General features: G+C 64.5%; 20 protein-coding genes. 13 read left to right on the forward strand and 7 right to left on the reverse strand.

Annotated features, from left to right (window positions below; genetic code table 11):
- Positions 1–14: 14 nt before the first annotated feature.
- Positions 15–512, forward strand: a complete 498-nt coding sequence (locus tag AAFG07_RS02365; protein ID WP_342725841.1) for a TadE/TadG family type IV pilus assembly protein — start codon at positions 15–17, stop codon at positions 510–512.
- The gene (locus AAFG07_RS02370; protein ID WP_342725842.1) at positions 509–889 is read left to right on the forward strand and encodes a TadE/TadG family type IV pilus assembly protein; all 381 of its coding nucleotides are present in this window, start codon (positions 509–511) and stop codon (positions 887–889) included. Before AAFG07_RS02365 ends, AAFG07_RS02370 begins: the two co-directional genes overlap by 4 nt.
- A gap of 359 nt (positions 890–1,248) precedes the next feature.
- Here the strand turns inward: AAFG07_RS02370 and AAFG07_RS02375 are convergent, their stop codons facing one another.
- The gene (locus tag AAFG07_RS02375; RefSeq protein ID WP_342725843.1) at positions 1,249–2,907 is read right to left on the reverse strand and encodes an alkaline phosphatase family protein; all 1,659 of its coding nucleotides are present in this window, start codon (positions 2,905–2,907) and stop codon (positions 1,249–1,251) included.
- Between the two features lie 298 nt (positions 2,908–3,205).
- Between AAFG07_RS02375 and AAFG07_RS02380 the strand changes: the two genes are divergently transcribed.
- From AAFG07_RS02380 to AAFG07_RS02410, 7 genes are all read left to right on the forward strand, one after another.
- Positions 3,206–4,183, forward strand: a complete 978-nt coding sequence (locus AAFG07_RS02380) for a tripartite tricarboxylate transporter substrate-binding protein (protein WP_342729437.1) — start codon at positions 3,206–3,208, stop codon at positions 4,181–4,183.
- A gap of 110 nt (positions 4,184–4,293) precedes the next feature.
- Positions 4,294–5,010 carry a TetR/AcrR family transcriptional regulator gene (locus AAFG07_RS02385; protein WP_342725844.1) on the forward strand — a complete coding sequence of 239 codons (717 nt, stop codon included), beginning with the start codon at positions 4,294–4,296 and terminating at the stop codon, positions 5,008–5,010.
- A gap of 47 nt (positions 5,011–5,057) precedes the next feature.
- The gene (locus AAFG07_RS02390; RefSeq protein ID WP_342725845.1) at positions 5,058–5,309 is read left to right on the forward strand and encodes a hypothetical protein; all 252 of its coding nucleotides are present in this window, start codon (positions 5,058–5,060) and stop codon (positions 5,307–5,309) included.
- A gap of 170 nt (positions 5,310–5,479) precedes the next feature.
- A complete protein-coding gene (gene minC / locus AAFG07_RS02395) occupies positions 5,480–6,196 on the forward strand; it encodes a septum site-determining protein MinC (protein WP_342725846.1) in 717 nt (238 codons plus the stop codon).
- Between the two features lie 21 nt (positions 6,197–6,217).
- Entirely contained in the window at positions 6,218–7,033 is an 816-nt protein-coding gene (gene minD / locus AAFG07_RS02400) for a septum site-determining protein MinD (protein ID WP_342725847.1), read from the forward strand.
- A complete protein-coding gene (minE, locus tag AAFG07_RS02405) occupies positions 7,033–7,311 on the forward strand; it encodes a cell division topological specificity factor MinE (RefSeq protein WP_171948207.1) in 279 nt (92 codons plus the stop codon). The genes minD and minE overlap by 1 nt, the downstream gene beginning before the upstream one ends.
- Positions 7,308–7,604, forward strand: a complete 297-nt coding sequence (locus AAFG07_RS02410; protein WP_092122321.1) for a hypothetical protein — start codon at positions 7,308–7,310, stop codon at positions 7,602–7,604. Before minE ends, AAFG07_RS02410 begins: the two co-directional genes overlap by 4 nt.
- A gap of 121 nt (positions 7,605–7,725) precedes the next feature.
- Here the strand turns inward: AAFG07_RS02410 and AAFG07_RS02415 are convergent, their stop codons facing one another.
- The 3 genes from AAFG07_RS02415 to AAFG07_RS02425 form a co-directional block, all read right to left on the reverse strand.
- Complete coding sequence (locus AAFG07_RS02415) at positions 7,726–8,529, reverse strand: NAD-dependent protein deacetylase (protein ID WP_342725848.1); 804 nt, start codon at positions 8,527–8,529, stop codon at positions 7,726–7,728.
- A gap of 109 nt (positions 8,530–8,638) precedes the next feature.
- Positions 8,639–9,772, reverse strand: coding sequence for a LysM peptidoglycan-binding domain-containing protein (locus tag AAFG07_RS02420; protein ID WP_342725849.1), 1,134 nt, complete (start codon positions 9,770–9,772; stop codon positions 8,639–8,641).
- A 194-nt stretch (positions 9,773–9,966) separates the two neighbouring features.
- Entirely contained in the window at positions 9,967–10,173 is a 207-nt protein-coding gene (locus AAFG07_RS02425) for a hypothetical protein (protein ID WP_092122331.1), read from the reverse strand.
- A 294-nt stretch (positions 10,174–10,467) separates the two neighbouring features.
- Between AAFG07_RS02425 and AAFG07_RS02430 the strand changes: the two genes are divergently transcribed.
- Positions 10,468–10,710 (forward strand): hypothetical protein, encoded by a 243-nt coding sequence (locus AAFG07_RS02430; protein WP_176534192.1) that lies wholly within the window; start codon positions 10,468–10,470, stop codon positions 10,708–10,710.
- 21 nt (positions 10,711–10,731) lie between these two features.
- Here the strand turns inward: AAFG07_RS02430 and AAFG07_RS02435 are convergent, their stop codons facing one another.
- Positions 10,732–11,196, reverse strand: a complete 465-nt coding sequence (locus AAFG07_RS02435; protein ID WP_092122337.1) for an Lrp/AsnC family transcriptional regulator — start codon at positions 11,194–11,196, stop codon at positions 10,732–10,734.
- A 161-nt stretch (positions 11,197–11,357) separates the two neighbouring features.
- Between AAFG07_RS02435 and AAFG07_RS02440 the strand changes: the two genes are divergently transcribed.
- From AAFG07_RS02440 to AAFG07_RS02450, 3 genes are all read left to right on the forward strand, one after another.
- Positions 11,358–12,371 carry a 1-aminocyclopropane-1-carboxylate deaminase gene (locus AAFG07_RS02440; protein WP_212316739.1) on the forward strand — a complete coding sequence of 338 codons (1,014 nt, stop codon included), beginning with the start codon at positions 11,358–11,360 and terminating at the stop codon, positions 12,369–12,371.
- A gap of 222 nt (positions 12,372–12,593) precedes the next feature.
- Positions 12,594–12,839, forward strand: a complete 246-nt coding sequence (locus AAFG07_RS02445; protein ID WP_342729438.1) for a hypothetical protein — start codon at positions 12,594–12,596, stop codon at positions 12,837–12,839.
- 205 nt (positions 12,840–13,044) lie between these two features.
- Positions 13,045–14,310: a trypsin-like peptidase domain-containing protein gene (locus AAFG07_RS02450; protein WP_342725850.1), complete on the forward strand. Its 1,266-nt coding sequence runs from the start codon at positions 13,045–13,047 to the stop codon at positions 14,308–14,310.
- A gap of 192 nt (positions 14,311–14,502) precedes the next feature.
- Here AAFG07_RS02450 and AAFG07_RS02455 read toward each other — a convergent pair whose 3' ends face one another.
- Both AAFG07_RS02455 and AAFG07_RS02460 read right to left on the reverse strand, forming a co-directional pair.
- Entirely contained in the window at positions 14,503–15,444 is a 942-nt protein-coding gene (locus AAFG07_RS02455) for a metallophosphoesterase (RefSeq protein ID WP_342725851.1), read from the reverse strand.
- Between the two features lie 83 nt (positions 15,445–15,527).
- A complete protein-coding gene (locus AAFG07_RS02460; protein ID WP_342725852.1) occupies positions 15,528–17,276 on the reverse strand; it encodes an NAD(P)/FAD-dependent oxidoreductase in 1,749 nt (582 codons plus the stop codon).
- Between the last annotated feature and the right edge of the window lie 157 nt (positions 17,277–17,433).

Consider the following 17,433-nt stretch of genomic DNA (forward strand, 5'->3'; position numbering starts at 1 on the left):
GCTGGAGGGATGAGATGAAAACGGGCATGATAGGTAGTGAGCGTCGTTCTCAACGCCGCCGCACACTCTTCCGTCGCAGGTTCGGAAATGACACGCGCGGTGTCGCGGCGATCGAATTCGGCGTCCTGGTTCCGCTGCTTTCGCTGATGGTCGTCTCTGTGACCGATATCGGCCTTGCGATCTACCGCAAGATGCAGGTGGAGGGTTCGTCGCAAGCAGGCGTCGAGTATGCCATCGCACATGGGTTCGACGCCAATGCGATTTCGACCGCCGTGACAGCCGCGACGAATTCCAATGTGATCAACGCCTCGCCTGTTCCGATCAAGTTTTGCGGGTGTGCGACCAGCTCGGGCGTCACCAGCATGACCTGCGGGGGAGTGTGTCCCGGAGGCGGAATGGCGGGCACATACACCATCGTCTCCGCGCAAGGCAGCTACTCGACCATCATCAACTATCAGGTCGTTCCGAACACCTATGTCATCAGCACGCAGTCGACAGCGAGGCTGCAGTGAAACGCGCATTCTGGCCCGACCGGAGCGGGGCGTCGGCGCTTGAATTCGGCCTGATCGCGCCGCTCTTCTTCGCGTTCCTGTTCGGCGTGATCGAGTTCGGGCTGTTGATGTGGACGCAGGTGGGAATGCAACACGCGGTCGCGGTCACGGCGCGATGTGCCAGCGTCAACACCGCGCTTTGCCCGACCAGCAATCCGAGCGCGATCGCCACCTACGCAACCCAGCAGGCGTTTGGACTGAGCCTGCCGTCCTCGACGTTCACCTACAGCGCCGCGGCGTGCGGCAGCCAGGTGAGCGCGAACTATCAATTCCAGTTTCCCCAGATCCTCAATCTGGCGCCGTTCACGCTGACGGCCGCGGCCTGCTTCCCGGCCTAAGGCATGATGAGACCAGGTTGATCGGGTACGGCGGCGGAAGTGCACCTCTCCCTTGGGAGAGGCATAGGCCGCCTGCGGCGGCCGTCCACGAAGAGAACGCCGAAGCGAAGCTTCGGCTATGGCGCAGCGCCGGGTGAGGGGTTACGCTCTCTCCTTGGAGCCGCGGCCCCTCACCCGATTTGCTGCGCAAATCGACCTCTCCCCAATGGGGAGAGGGAAACCCAGTCCGCGGATCCACTTCAACCCAAACTCATCCCACGTTAGGAGTTCGTCTCCAGAGGCGCGCCGCAAAGATATCGGCGCCCCATGCCCGGGGCGCCGATAAGTTAAGCCATTCGGTGCGTTGCTCGCTTTGCGCTTTACTTCAGCTTCAGGGCCTCGACACCTTCGTCGCGAACCGCTTGGAGGCTGCGCGGATTGAGGTCGAGCGCATGAAGGATCGTCGGCGCGATCTGGGTGGTGAAAGCCGTCTCCTCGACGACCCTCGCGTGCTTGATGTGCGGCGAAGAGAGCAGCAGCAGCACGTTGCGATCGTCGTTGGAGAAGCCGCCATGCTCGGCAAGCTTGCTGCCGCCGGTGCAGATGACGCCATGATCGGTGATGGCGATGAAGTCCGGCACCCGGCTGTTGTGGAACGGATCCTCGTAGAGCTTGGTCAGTTCGTCGCGGTCGAGCAGCTTCTGGATATGCAGATCGGCGGCGTGGGCGAGGATGTAGGCCTTGGCATCTGCATAATAGGGATGGCCGGTCGCCGGATTGGTCGCCTGCTGCAGCTCAGGCGACAACCAGACCAGCGCCTCGTCGTCGCAGATCTCGAAGCCGTTGGTGCCGAAACCGGGCGCGTTGCTGTACAGGGCGTCGGAGATCGCCACGCGGTCCTTGACGTCGATCGGTGACTGGCCGTGCTTCGCGCTGACGATGATCAGCGTCGAATCGTAGAGGTTTTGCGCCTTGAGTTCATTGACGAACTTGCCGAGCGCGTCGTCCACGAACTGGAATTGCAGCGTGAGCGCATTGCCGGGCGTTGCCTTGCCGTCGGCATAGCCGCCGACGAGCGACTTGTCGGCATCCGCATGGCCGGCCTTGGCGAGCTTCTGGCCGACGCTGACCGCCTGGAAGTTCATGCCGAAGATCGCGGGCACCGGCTGACGCTGGGTTCGCGTGCCGTCATAGCCGTCGATCCAGTTCAACACCGCCTTCACTTTCAGCGAGTCGTAGGAGCGGACACCGGTGTAGCTCTTGGTGTAGTCGTCGCCGGGCTGGGCGCCGGCGTCGATGGTGTCCTGCGAATTGATCTCCGGCGTGAAGAGCTCGTCGAGGCCCTTGCCCGACGGGCCTGCGAGGTCCTCGTAGGCTGGGTGCTTGTCGGACCAGGCCGTGCGCATTCCGGCTTCCTTGATGACTTCGAAGACCGTGTTGGTGCGTACGTATTCGTGGGGATAGACCGGCACGCACTGGCCGTTCACGAGCTTGCGCTGCATGTGATCCGGATCGAGCTGGGTGTAGACCTGACCCAGCGTTCCGCCGGCGGTGTAATCGGCGACCAGTCCGCTGGAGTAATTGTAGGTCTTGTCGAGCGCTTCGAAGTTGGTGAGCTCGGTTCCCGCCGGGCCGACGCAACCGGGGTCCGCAAGACCCTGGCTGGTATAGAAGGCCTTGGCCGGATATTCGGTGCGGTCATAGCTGTCGTCATAGAACAGGCCGCCGCCCTTCGGCGTGGCGCCCGTGACCTGCGCGAGCATGCCGGGAAAGCTGTCGGATGGTGCGGTGGTCAAAGCGTTCGGATAGACGACGCCCTTTCCGGTGAGCTGGGCGAAGTTGCCGCCGGGGCGGCTTTCGACCCAACGCTTCAAATCGACGGCGTGCATGCCGTCGACGCTGATCAGCAGGACGTGCTTGTAGCCATGTCGCTGCGCATGATCATTGTCATCATCTGCATGTGCGACGGCGACGCCGCAAGCCAACATGGCCGCCGCGATCGCGGCAGTTGACAAGAAATAGTCACGAAAGCCACTCATGAGTTCGCCCCTCTCTATTTTCGGTAAGTTTGGAATCGCCTGCATTGGCCGCGACAACTTGTCGCGGTCAATTGACGGCGGGATGACGCTTTGATGCGAGTTCGATGACCGTGGTCGGGGCTGACCGGCATCCAATGGTTGCAGGATTTCCCAATTTGGGTGACGCGCCGGCCGGGCGACGCCGCGCAACGGCAAGCTTTGCCGTTCAAATACGGATATCGCGTCTCTGACGTCTGACGCTGGACCGCGCGACACTGCCGGCTCTATGAGAGCATGAGGGGGAACGCGCATGCCCAACATGTCTCGCCGGCCATTCCTGCAACTCGCGCTCGGCGCGGCGACGCTGCCGCTTGCTTCCCGCGGCACGCGCGCGGAAACGCTTGCGCGCCCGATCACGATGATCGTGCCGTTCGCCGCGGGCGGCCCGACCGACGTGCTGGCGCGGATCCTCGCCGAATATATGCGCAATACGCTCGGGCATCCCGTCATCATCGAGAATGTCACGGGCGCCTCCGGCACGGTCGCGGGCCTGCGCGCCTCGCGCGCGGCGCCGGACGGCACCACGATCACGATCGGGCATTGGGGTACGCATTGCCTCAACGGCGCGATCTATCAGCTGCAATATGACGTGCGCGAATTCGCACCGATTGCACTAATCGCGAGCGGACCGCAGCTCATCATCGGACGGCCCGATCTGCCGGCGACAAATCTGAAGGAGCTGATCGCCTGGCTCAAGACCAATGGCGACAAGGCGACGGCCGGCACCGCGGGCCCGGGTTCGGGCGCGCATGTCGCGGGCGTGTTCTTCCAGCAGCTGACGGGCACGAAGTTCTCCTTCGTGCCGTATCGCGGCGCCGGTCCCGCGCTGAACGATTTGATGGCCGGGCATATCGACATCATGTTCGATCAGGCCTCCAACTCGCTGCCGCAGGTGAAGAGCGGGACCGTGAAGGCTTTTGCGGTGACCGCATCATCGCGGCTCGCATCGGCACCCGAGATTCCGACGGTCGACGAAGCCGGATTGCCGGGCCTCTATATCGCCTATTGGCACGGCATCTGGGCGCCGAAGGGAACGCCGGCCGATATCGTGTCGACGTTGTCGAAGGCGGTGACGTCGGCGCTCGCCGAGCCGGTCGTTCGGCAACGCTTCGCCGAGCTCGGCCAGGAGATCCCGTCACCGGACAGACAGAGCCCCGCTGCGCTGCGCGACCATCAAGCCGCCGAGGTCGAGAAATGGTGGCCGATCGTCAAGTCGGCCAACATCAAGGCGGAATAGGCGCAATCGTCTGATTCAAAAAGTGTTTTTGACCGGCCCCGATCCGGGCTCGTTGCCTTGAAAAGGCGGTTCATGCTCCTATATGTGCAATCGTACATATAAGAGCGATGATGACTGATCCGAGTAAATTGGTGGCGGCGCCGGCCTCCCGGCCCAAGGGACGCCGCAGCAGGGATCTGCCCGACGGCCGCCAGGCGCTGCTGATCGCGGCGACCGAGGCCTTTGCGAGTCTCGGCTTCGACGGCGCCGACCTGCGCAGCGTCGCCGCGGCGGCGGGCGTCGCGCCGAACCTCGTGCGCGTCCACTTCGGTAACAAGGCCGCGCTGTGGGAGGCCTGCCTCGACCGCGTCGTGACGTTTGCGGAGCCTGTGATGGCCGAGGTGCACACCATCGCCACCGACACGCGCCGTTCGCTGGCTGACCGGCTGCGCGATCTCATCATCCGCGTCGCCACGTTCTATGCCGCGCATCCGCAGGTGAGGGACTTCGTGGTTCGCCACGGCGCGGAAGCGCCGGAGCGCTCCGCGATGGTGACCGAAAAGCTGCTGCGTCCGGCCTATGAGAGCGCGCGCGAACTCTTCGAGGCCGGCATCGCGGCGGGCATCATCCGCAGCAGCCATCCGGCGCTGTTCTTTGCGCTGCTCAACGCGGCGCTCAACCAGCCGCCGGCCTTTCCGATGCTGCTCGGCCGGTTCGCGCCCGAGATCGATCCCGAGACAGCGCGGGCGCAGCTGCTCGATACGACGATCGCAACGCTTCTGCATCTTCCGCCGTCGCAAGCCGACGCCGAACCCGCAGCCGGCAACGGCCGCACGCCGCCGTCGTGACATCCAGTCTCGACCAACACTTCGACCTGCCAGTGAGAGAGTGATCCATGAAACTTCGTCTTGCCCTCGTGCTTCTCAGTGCGACCGTCGCGCCCGTTATGGCCCAGTCCGGTCCAAACGAATCGATGCAGCGTCAGGCCTGCATGGGTGACGCGGTGCGCTTGTGTGGCGCCTACATTCCGGATCGCGGCCGGATCAGGGATTGCATGGCCTCGCAAGTCGAGCAGCTCAGCCCGTCATGCCGCGCGGTGTTCGATGCATCCGTGCAGGCCGAACGGTCGCCGTCGTTGCGGCGGTGATCCGCGCCCGCCGGTCTCAGAATCATGCGTCCAGGCAACAGGTCGCAGCCAGCGGCGATTGCGGGAGGGGCAGCCCTCGCAAATCCGTGAAAACACCCCCCTCTGTTAACCTTTGGTTAACCATGCGGTCCGATTGTTAACCATTCGACAAGACAACCGAGTCAGAGGCGATGGACGCAACTCCACAGGTGGCACGTCAGCAGGTCCGCATGCGCGGCCGTTCCTATGTTGCGTTCGTTTTCTCGCCCGTCGTGCCTGTGGTGTCCTGGCTGGCCGAGATCGACGCGACGCTGGGGAAGTCGCCGGGCTTCTTCACCGGCAAGCCTGTGGTGCTGGACCTCTCGGCGGTCGACCTCAGCCAGGCCGCGATCGCGCATCTGGTCGGCAGCCTCGCTGAACGCAATATCCGCATTCTCGGCATCGAAGGCGTCGACGAATCCAGGCTCGGCGCCAACCTGCCGCCGCTTCTGACCGGCGGCCGCGCCTGCGCGATCACCCATGTCGAGCCGAAGACGCCGCCGGCGCAGGAAAAGAACAAAGACAAGGACAAGACCAAGCTGCCGTCGCTGCTGCTGGAGAGCCCGGTGCGTTCCGGCCAGTCGATCGTGTTTGCCGAGGGCGATGTCACCGTGCTCGGCTCGGTCGGCTCCGGCGCCGAGATCGTCGCGGGCGGCTCGATCCATGTCTACGGCACGCTGCGCGGCCGCGCGATGGCCGGCATCAACGGCAATTCGGCGGCCCGGATCTTCTGCCAGAAGATCGAGGCCGAACTGCTCGCCATCGACGGCTACTACCAGACCGCAGATGAAATCGCCGACAGCTTGCGCAACCGGCCCGCCCAGGCGTGGCTCGAGGGCGAAATGCTGCGCATCACAGCTTTGAACTGATCGACCACAAGGAGAGAGAGAATGGCCAAGGTATTGGTCGTGACGTCTGGGAAGGGCGGGGTCGGCAAGACGACCTCCACCGCTGCGCTTGGCGCGGCGCTCGCGCAAATGGGCCAGAGCGTCGTCGTCATCGATTTCGACGTCGGCCTGCGTAACCTCGATTTGGTGATGGGCGCGGAACGGCGGGTCGTGTTCGACCTCATCAACGTGGTGCAGGGCGTCGCCAAGCTGCCGCAGGCGCTGATCCGCGACAAGCGGCTGGAGAATCTCTGGCTGCTGCCGGCGTCGCAGACCCGCGACAAGGACGCGCTGACCGAAGAAGGCGTCAAGCGCGTGATCGCCGATCTCAAGACCAAGTTCGACTGGATCCTGTGCGACAGCCCGGCCGGCATCGAGCGCGGCGCGACGCTCGCGATGCGCTATGCCGACGAGGCCATCATCGTCACCAATCCGGAAGTGTCGTCGGTGCGCGATTCCGACCGCATCATCGGCATGCTGGATTCCAAGACGGCCCGCGCCGAGCGCGGCGAGCGGGTCGAGAAGCATCTGCTGGTCACCCGCTACGACAGCGCCCGTGCCGCGCGCGGCGAGATGCTGTCGATCGACGATATCCTGGAAATCCTTGCCACGCCGCTGCTCGGCATCGTCCCGGAAAGCCAGGACGTGCTGCGCGCCTCCAATGTCGGCTGCCCGGTCACGCTGAACGCTGCGAGCAGCGCGCCGGCGCGGGCCTATACCGACGCGGTGCGGCGCCTGATGGGCGAGCAGGTGGAGATGACCGTGCCGGTCGAGCGCAAGGGATTGATGGACCGGCTGCTGCGACGGAGGGCGGCATGATGAACGTAATGCGGCTGTTCGGCGGCCGCTCTGCATCGGCGCCCGTCGCGCGGGAGCGGTTGCAGATCCTGCTGTCGCATGAGCGCGGCCGGACCGGCACGCCGGACCTTCTGGAGATGCTCCGCTCGGAAATCCTGGGCGTGGTCTCCAAGCATATCGACGTCGATCCCGACAAGGTCGTGGTTCGGATGGACCGGGGCAAGTTTGTCTCGATGCTGGAAGTCGACATCGAGGTTCCCAACGGCGTGCAACGATCGAAGATGGTGGCGGCCACATGACAGCAGACAGCAACAGTCACATTGCCTGGCAGCGCGCGCAGCTCAAGAAGCTGCGTGCGGCGTTGAAGGCGATCGAGGTCGATCAGCTCGGCAAGGCCAATTGCGGCCGCGCGACGCAGATGACGATCGACGAATTGCAGCGCAAGATCGGCGAATCCGGCCGCTGCATCGCCGAGTACGAGCGCCGCACGCGTCGTCCGTTGGCAACGGACCGGGGCAGCCTCGCCAGCGTCAGCTGGACGCACTGGAACGCCAACATGCCGATGGCCAAGTCGCAGCGCCATCGCGCGTGACGGGATAATCTATCCCGTCGTCATTGCGAGGAGCGACAGCGACGAAGCAATCCATGCTTCAACGTGTGCGGCACGATGGATTGCTTCGCTTCGCTCGCAATGACGTGGAGAGTGCGGCGCGCTACAGCAAAAACGCCAGCGCGGTCTCGCAACTATCCTCGACCTTGAGCGTGAGCAGATCGTCGGCGCGGGTCCGGCCGAGATTGACCGCGGCGATCGGCAAGCCGCGCTGCTCCGCCATCCGGACGAAGCGAAACCCGGAATAGACCATCAGCGAGGAGCCGACGATCAGAAGAGCGTCGGCCTGTTCGAGATGCGCCTGCGCCGACGCGACGGTATCGCGCGGCACGTTCTCGCCGAAGAACACCACGTCGGGTTTCAGCACGCCGCCGCAAGCCTCGCAGGCTGGCACCACGAACGACGAAAAATCCTGCTCGAGATCGGCATCGCCGTCAGGGGCATCGACGGCATCGAGCGTGAGCCAGGCGGGATTCAGCCGCGTCAACTGACCCTGAAACTGCTCGCGTGGCGTCGTCGCGCCGCAGCCGAGGCAGCGCACCACATCGAGCCGGCCGTGCAGGTCGATCACGCGCTGGCTGCCCGCGGCCTGGTGCAGGCGGTCGACATTCTGCGTCAAGAGCAGCTCGCAGCGGCCTTGTTGTTCGAGCTTCGCCAGGGCGCGATGCGCACCGTTCGGCGCCGCGCGGCCGAATCGTCGCCAGCCGACCATGCTGCGCGCCCAGTAGCGCTGGCGCGTCGCTGCCTCACCCAAAAATGCCTGGATCGTCACCGGCCGCGTCCGCTTCCAGTTGCCGTCGCTGTCGCGATAATCGGGAATGCCGGAATTGGTGCTGCAGCCGGCCCCGGTCAGGACAAACAGGCGCTGGTGGCCGGCGACGAAATCCTCGAGGGCGGGGTGCTGCATGGCAGCACATCTAGTGTGGCGCGCGCGCGTGCGCCAGACCTGCCACACCGCCAAGGACGGCAACAACCGGGGTGGCCCTGCGGCAGGGATCGATGGCGGAATGTTGGCCTTACCGAGCCGGCAGGACGAACACCTGGCCGGGATAGATCAAATTGGGATTGCGGATCTGCTGCATGTTGGCCCGGTAGATCACCGCGTAGCGCTGGCCGGCACCCAATGCGCGCTGGCTGATCCGCCACAGGCTGTCGCCACGGGCGACGGTGGTGGTGGTGATCTTCGGCACGATCACGGCGGAGGGGGAGCTCAATGCGGCGGTGGTTGCCGCCGCGAGCCGCTGCGTGGTCCCATCCGTACGGCCGGACGATGCCGCAGGCGCCCGGATCGATGCGGTCGTCGTCGTGTCCGGAACGTTGAACGGCACTTCGGCACGCGCGCGGACCTTGCCGGAGCCGGGGTCGACGTCGTCAAGCCGGATCCGATAATCGCCGGTCGTTACGCCCTTGTTGATCGTGACCGAGAGGTGCCCCGCCGCGTCGGCAGTCGCGGATGTGATCAGACTGTCGTTGAGATAGAGCCTGACGTTCGCGCCGGGAGTTGCCTGCGCGCTGACATGGAGCTTGCCGCCCGGTTCGGTCTCGACGGCCTCGACAGCCACCTTCCCGTGCGTCGCCGCCGCAGGTTGCGACAGCACGCGGATCGGCTTGTCCGGCGCCATCAGCGCCACCATCGGCCGCTCGCTGGCCGCAGCGTCGAGCGCCACTGCCACACTCTGCTTGGAAGTCACCTGCTTGCCGTCATGCGTGATGCGCAGGGTGAGGTCGTAGTTTCCCGGCGGAAGCGGGCGCGGCACCATGACGAACTGGCCGGACTTGTCCGCCACGGCGCGATCGTGCACCTCGCCATTGCGCAGCAATTCCACCGTCGCGCCAGGGAGCGCACGGCCGGCGACAACGGTCTCACCGGTCGGCTCGATGCTCACGACGTCGAACTCCGGCACCGCGTTGCCGCCCGGTGTTGGCGACGGTCCTGCCAACGCGTTGGCCAGCGCCGCGGTCTCGGTCTGCGTCTTTGCCAGCGCAGTCTTGTCTTGGTTTCCCGCGGGAGCCGCTGGCGCCGTCGCGATCAAGCGGGTGTTTACGCCCAGGATCTGCTGGGTTTGGTGGATGCCGAAGATGAACGCAGCGGTTCCGCCGGCCGCAAGTGCCAGCAACGGTATGGCCAGTCTCATCGCCGTGACGTTCATGACTGTCATCCCCGGATGAATCGACCCGCGCATCGGCGCGCGCGACCCAGCGGCTCTGTGGGGAGTCCGGGAGAGACTGCGCCGATTTGCGCGGCCCATCAAGTCGAATGAAAGGACTACTCCTCTCGGGCAGGCTGGCCGACGCAGCAGCTGTTGGGGATCGCGTCTGGCTCAGACCTCCGGCGCCGCGTTGCCTATTGCGAGTACGTCAGCTGCTCTTCCGTTACCACGCGCTCGATATTGCCTGCCTTGCTCCTGATTCGGTATCGAAGCCGCCCGTCGGCTTCAATCGGCATGCGTTGAATGATGGTGTAGACCGCCGGCTCATCGGCCTCGGCACGACCTTGCGGCCCCTGGGCCCGGTGGTGAACGTCTTCATTCAGCTTGTAGGCATATGACATCTGTCCACCTCTGCAGTTGGGGGTGCTCTCACGCAGGACTGTGCTGTGACGCAATGGAGCTGTGGCTTCCCGTATGGACGCGGCTTGCTGTTCGATGGCCGCGTCAGGCCTCTCCGGAGTCCGCAGGAGCACGTTGGTTACATTGACCGAATACGCCGCAAATAGCCACCGAATACTCGCCTTCGACCAAGGATGGGTGAGAGCGCTGGGTGGGTTCCCGGCCGTTTGCGGCCTCAATTGCCATTTGATCTCCGCAGGCAGATGCTGCCGGCCAATGACACAAGGGAGAGCAACATGAGCAAGGCAGGTCTCGACCACCGGCATCCCAACAAGGATGGCGAAATCAGCGGCAAGCACGGAAACACGCTGCTCCGCACCTTGCGCAAGGTTTACGGACCAGGTTTCGCGGCGGGTTATCCCGAAACCGAGAAGCTGAGCGATGTCCTGGCTGCGTTGAACGAGACCTCGCTGAGCCAACTCCGCAGAGATCATCAGACCGGCCATCTCGCGCACAAGATCGCCAAAGCTTCGAAGTAGGTTGCCGAGCGGAACTAAAGCTCAGAACTCCAGCTCCGCATTGTCCACCACCTCCTTCATCACGAAGAAGGTACGCGTCTGCCGCACGCCGGGCAGCGCGATCAGCTGGTCGCCATGGATGCGGTTGAAGTCCTCCATGTCGCCGACGCGGATCTTGAGGAAATAATCGAAGTCGCCGGCGACGAGGTGACAGTCGAGCACGAACTTCAGCTTCGCCACTGCCTGCTCGAAGCTCGCAAAGCTCTCCGGCGTCGAGCGGTCGAGCACGACGCCGACCATCACCAGCGCGCCCTTGCCGACCTTGCGCGGCGCCACCATGGCGCGGACGCCGCTGAGAAAGCCCTCGTCGAACAGCGCCTGGGTCCGGCGATGGCAGGTGGCGGGGCTGACGCCGACCTGGTCGGCCAGCTCGGCGTTGCTGAGCCGGCCGTTCTTTTGCAGCAATCTCAACATCTTGAGGTCGATGCGGTCGAGTCGGGCGGACATGGAAGAATCTCTCATTATTGGCCGGTAATGTGAGAGAAAACATATCATCTGGTGAAAATTCAGCAATCTTCGACGATCGGGTGGCCTGACTTAGAGAGCACCTTTCGCAGCTGGAGTGATAGTTCTGACCACCGTTCCAGACCACCAAAGAGGATGCCAGTATGCTGGAGAAGTTCGCACGCTACCCGCTCACCTTCGGGCCGACCGCCATCGAGAAGCTCGATCGGCTGTCAAAGCACCTCGGCGGCAAGGTCGAGCTCTATGCCAAGCGTGAGGATTGCAATTCCGGGCTCGCCTTCGGCGGCAACAAGCTGCGCAAGCTCGAATACATCATCCCCGACGCGATCGCCTCCAACGCCGACACGCTGGTGTCGATCGGCGGCGTGCAGTCGAACCACACGCGCATGGTTGCGGCGGTTGCGGCCAAGATCGGCATGAAGTGCCGGCTGGTGCAGGAAAGCTGGGTGCCGCATGAGGACGCAGTCTATGACCGCGTCGGCAACATCCTGCTCTCGCGCGTGATGGGCGCGGATGTGCGCCTGGTCGACGAAGGTTTTGACATCGGCATTCGCCAGAGTTGGGAGCAGGCGATCGAGGAAGTGAAGGCGGCGGGCGGCAAGCCCTACGCGATCCCGGCCGGCGCCTCCGTGCACAAATATGGTGGGCTCGGCTATGTCGGCTTCGCCGAAGAGGTGCGCGCGCAGGAGCGCCAGCTCGGCGTCAAGTTCGACTACATCATCGTCTGCACGGTGACCGGCTCCACCCATGCCGGCATGCTGGTCGGCTTCGCCGCCGACGGGCGCGCGCGCAACGTGATCGGCATCGATGGTTCGTTCACGCCTGCGCAGACCAAGGCACAGGTGCTGTCGATCGCGCAGAACACCGCTGATTTGGTCGAACTCGGCCGCGACATCGTCGAGGATGATGTCGTGCTGATCGAGGACTACGCCTATCCCGCCTATGGCGTGCCGTCGGAGGAGACCAAGGCGGCGATCCGGCTCAGCGCACGGCTGGAAGGCATGATCACCGACCCTGTCTACGAGGGGAAATCGATGCAGGGCATGATCGATCTGGTGCAGAAGGGTTTCTTCCCGGCCGGGTCGAAGGTGCTCTACGCCCATCTCGGCGGCGCGCCGGCGCTCAACGGCTACGCCTACGCGTTCAGGAACGGCTGAGGCGGGCCAGAGTTTTCGATTTCGTAGCCCGGATGGAGCGAAGCGAAATCCGGGATTCTCGCCACGGAGAGATTGCCCCGGATTACGCGGAGCCTGTCATCGGGCGCGCGTTCGCGCGACCCGTTGGCTTCATCCGGGCTACGCCCCTACCACGTCAGGTCGGCGTCAGCTTCTCCCGATATCCTGCCCAGGCCGGGCGAGTCGGGAGACCTTCGCGTGAGGATGATGAATGCGGCCGGCCGAGCCATCGCCGCGCTCGGCGTCGGCATCGTCGCGGTGGGGCATTGGTTTTGGGCTTACCCGGGCCACGGCGCCGTGTTGCGCGCCCGCCTGCTGGCGCTGAACCACGCGGTCGAACTCTATGCCGGCATTTTCCTGATCGGTGTCGGCGTTCATGGGCTGGCATCCCGCTACTGGTTCAGCGATCCAAATCCGCCGGCGCAGTCTTCGGTTCGGGAGCCGCAATAGCGTCCGCTTGGCGCGGCGGCTGGAATGTGTCCGGGTTGACATTTTAGGAACATAATAGGAACATGCCATCTGTAACCAGAGGGTGTGGCGATCGCCTCATCTGCGGCGGTATTGCGTGGCCGCTGGACCAAAGGCCAAGCCGCGCACCACTTGCGGATGAATTTCTCCGCCTCCTATAAGGGGTTGTGGCTGGGGAGTGCATGTCATGAGAGTTGCGATCTGGGCGGCCGTTGTGGCCGTGTGGCTGTTTGCGTCCGCAACTCCATCGAGCGCCCGCGGTCCCTACGGCTCGATCACGGTCGGCAATTGGAAGGGCGGCGCCTTTACCGACGACAAGAGCGGTGCGTTCACGCATTGCTCGGCGGGGAGCACCTACCAGAGCGGCATCTTCTTCATGGTGGCGGTTGCCGCGAATGGCAGCTGGCGGCTGGGCTTGGCCCATGACAGCTGGCGTTTGACGCCGGGCGAAGCCTTTCCGCTTGCGCTGACCTTCGACGGCCAGCCCGCGTTCAATGTCTACGGCATGCCGCTCGGCGAGAAGCTCGTGAATGTCGAGATGCCGGTGAATTCGGCGCTGATCAATCAGTTCCGCAAGGCGCGCCAGATGACGGCGTTCGCGCAGGGGCAATTGTTTCAGTTCAATCTCAATCAGACCGCGCAGCTGCTGCCGGCACTGCTCAACTGCGTCGTCTCGGTGAAGAAGAACGGCGTCTCCAGTGCCGGTGAATTTGCGGTCGCGACAAAGCCTGCGGCCGCGCCGCCGCAGCAGGCTGCTGCACCCAACACGCCGCCCGCGAAGCAGGCGAGATCAGGCACCGGCACCGGCTTCGTCGTCAGCGATAGCGGCCACGTCGTTACTAACCATCATGTGGTCGATGGTTGCAGCGAGATCACGGGCAATCTGAGCGGCGCGGCGGCGGTCAAATTGCGGTTAGTGTCCGACGACGAGACCAACGATCTCGCGCTGCTGCAGGCGCCGTCCCCGTTCAAGGATGTCGCGAGCATCCGGCAGAACTCGATTCGGGTTGGCGACGGAGTCGTGGCAATCGGCTATCCCTATCACGGCCTGCTGACATCCGATTTCACCGTGACCACGGGCATCGTCTCGTCGCTGAGCGGCATCCTCAACGACACGCGTCATCTGCAGATCAGCGCCGCGGTCCAGCCCGGCAACAGCGGCGGACCGCTGTTCGATCTCGGCGGCGCCGTGGTCGGCGTGGTGGCCGCGAAGCTCGACGCGGTCAGGATGGCGCGGGCCACGGGATCGATCCCGGAAAACATCAACTTCGCCATCAAGACCGGGGCGCTGCGCGATTTCCTCGACAACAGCGCGGTGATGTACCGGACCGCCGAATGGCGCGACGGGACGAAGAAGGAGACGTCCGATATCGCCAAGGATGCGCGCGGCTACACGCTGTTGATCACCTGCACGGTGAACGAGCAGAGCGCGACCGCGAAACGGGGAAATTGAGACCTCCGCCGGCTCCTTTGTATGCGGTCGTTTTTCGAAATTTTGGCTATGCGTCGCCTGCGACGGCACGGCGGGTCGTTCGTAGGATGGTTAGAACGAAGCGAAACCCATCATCGTTCCGCGTGTGAGATCGATGGGTTTCGCTTCGCTCTACCCATCCTACGCCTGCAACGTACGGGCGGATATCGGAGCTCAGCCGAGCCGCCGCAGCGTATGCACGGTGATCTCGGCCGGGCAGTTGAGCCGCACCGGCGCGAGGCTGGTGCCGGCGCCGGTTGACGTGTATCCGGCGAGCGTCTCGAAACGCCAGGCGCCCCGGCCCATCCTGCGCGGCAGCCGCGCCTCCAGCTTGATCGCGATGCCGCCGGGCAGGCAGAGCTGGCCGCCATGGGTATGGCCGCTCAGCATCAGGTCGAAGCCTACCGCTGCGGCCTCGCGATAGGATTCCGGCGTATGCGCGAGCAGGATCGAGAACGCATCGCGCGGGATCGCTGCGGCAGACTTTGCAATGTCGTCGGTGCGATAGAAATGCGCATCGTCGATGCCGGCGAGATGGATCGTCGCGCCATCGCGCGTGATCGGCTCCTGCTCGTTGAACAGCATCCTGATGCCCATCGCCTCCAGCGCCGGCGTCATGCGGATGCTGTCATGATTGCCGAGGATGCCGTAGAGCGGCAGCTTGATCCGTGCGCAGAGATCCCTCATCAGCGCGAGGCTGGTCTCGAACGGGCCGAACGTCTTGCCGCGATAATCGCCGGTCAGGACGCAGACGTCGCAGGCGACATAGCGCACGATGTCCGTCAGATGCCGCATCGCGCCCTGGCTGATGTCGGCGTGGAGATCGCTGAGCTGCAGGATGGTGAAGCCGTCGAACGCCTCCGGCAGGCGCGTTGACGTCACCAGGTTGCGCCGGATCTCGACCCGGTCGGCGTTGCGGCGCGCGCGGCCATACAGGCCGGCGACCTTCAGCGCGGTCTCGACGACCCACGGCGCCAGCTTCCAGTTCTCGACGTTGAACACGAGCGTGCCCTGGCCGAACAGCTGCTTCTCATGCGCGGCCTCGATTCCAAGCCGGCGCACGACGTGATCCGCGCCGATCCGCTCGACCAATCCCTGCAATGCCGTGTCGGCCATCGTCCCCCGTGCGGCCCGCGGTGCGAAACGCGGGGCGGCAACGACACTATCACGCGCAATCCCGGCCGGGATACCGCTGAGGCTCAGACCATGGGGACGCGCTTGGCGGCGACCGCGGCCGGCGAGATTACCTCGATGTCGAGCGGCACCTGCCAGCGCTCGGTGAAGCGGACCTGCGGCGGCGCGTTGCCGTTGCGCCCGCCCTGCAGCACGAAGCCGTCATAGCCCGAATTCATCACCTCATTGCATTTCTGCACATAGATCGGGAAGCCGCCGATATAGGGCATGAACACGCGGGGGCGGCCCGGGATGTTGGCGCCGACATACCAGGAGCTGCAGGTCGAACGCAGCGAGACCGTGGAGACGTCGTTGACATGGGCGACCCAGGCGTCCTCGTCGTCGCGGACCGCCTCGATCGTTCCGGCGCCGATGTCGCGCATGTGGCTGATGCAATCCGCCAGCCAGTCGACATGCTGCTCGATCGCCTGGATCATGCTCGCGAGCACCGACGGGCTGCCGGGCCCGGTGATCATGAACAGGTTCGGAAATCCCTCCGAGGCGAGGCCGAGATAGGCGCGCGGGCCGGCCTGCCATTTTTCGGCGAGCGTCTGCCCGCCGCGGCCGGTGATCGCGATCTTGTCGAACGAGCCCGTCATGGCGGCAAAGCCGGTGGCGGAGACGATTGCATCGAATTTGTATTCGGTGCCGTCGACCACGATGCCCTCGGTGGTGAAGCGCTCGATCGGCGTTGTCGACACGTCGACCAGCTTCACATGCGGCAGATTGTAGGTCTCGAAGTAGTTGGTATCGACGCAGAGCCGCTTGCAGCCGAACACGTTTCGAGGGGACAGCAGCTCGGCGGTCGCGGGATCCTTGACGATGCCGCGTATCTTCTCGCGCGCGAAATCGGCGATGGTGTCGTTGGCGGCCTTCTCGAACAGGAGGTCGCCGAACGCGCCGAGGAAGGGCAGGCCGCCGCGTTGCCAGGCTTCCTCATAGAGCCGCTCGCGTTCGTGCTCGCTTGCCTGCAATGCGGGCTGGGCGTTGAACTGAAAGTAGAAGCCGGTTGGGCGCGCTCGCGCTTTTGCGCGCAGCTCCGGATAATGCGCCTTGGCTTCCTTGAGATACTCCGCCGACAGCCGCTCGTTCCATGCCGGCACCGACCAGGTCGCGGTGCGCTGGAACACGGTGAGCTCCGACGCCTGCTGCGCGATGATCGGGATCGACTGGATCGCCGACGAGCCGGTGCCGATGACGCCGACGCGCAGGCCGGTGAAGTCGACACCCTGATGCGGCCATTCGCCGGTGTGATAGATTGGTCCGCGGAAATCCGCCATCCCGGCGAAAGCGGGCCGGTTCGGCGCCGACAGGCAGCCGACCGCCATGATGCAGAATTTGGCGGTGACCCTGTCGCCGCGATCGGTTTCGATCAGCCAGCTGCCTGCCTGCTCGTCGAAGGTCGCCGCCGTGACGCGGGTGTCGAACACGATCTGGCTGCGCAGGTCGAAGCGGTCGGCGACGTGGTTGGCGTAAGCGAGAATTTCGGGCTGCGGAGAATATTTCTCCGACCAGCTCCAGTCCTGGTCGAGTTCCTCGGAGAACGAGAAGGAGTATTGCAGGCTCTCGACGTCGCAGCGCGCGCCGGGATAGCGATTCCAGTACCAGGTGCCGCCGACGCCGCTGCCGGCCTCATAGACCCGTGCGGTGAAGCCGAGCCCGCGCAGCCGATGCAGCATGTACATGCCGGCGAACCCTGCGCCGATCACGACGGCGTCGAACGTTCCAGTTTCGGCAGGGCGCGCAGCTTTGCGCGCGGTGCTCTCCTGAGCCATGGCCCGTCTCTTCCCTATCTTTTGTCGTTATGTCTTGTCGGCAAGTCTTGTCGTTAGGTCTTGGCCGCGCCTCGTTGGACGCGACGACCGAAAGATTAGGGCGAGGGCGGCGCGGCCCGCAAGCGCATGCGTTGCCGCGCCGGGTATGGCTCCTATG

Source organism: Bradyrhizobium sp. B097 (assembly GCF_038957035.1).
Classification (GTDB): domain Bacteria; phylum Pseudomonadota; class Alphaproteobacteria; order Rhizobiales; family Xanthobacteraceae; genus Bradyrhizobium.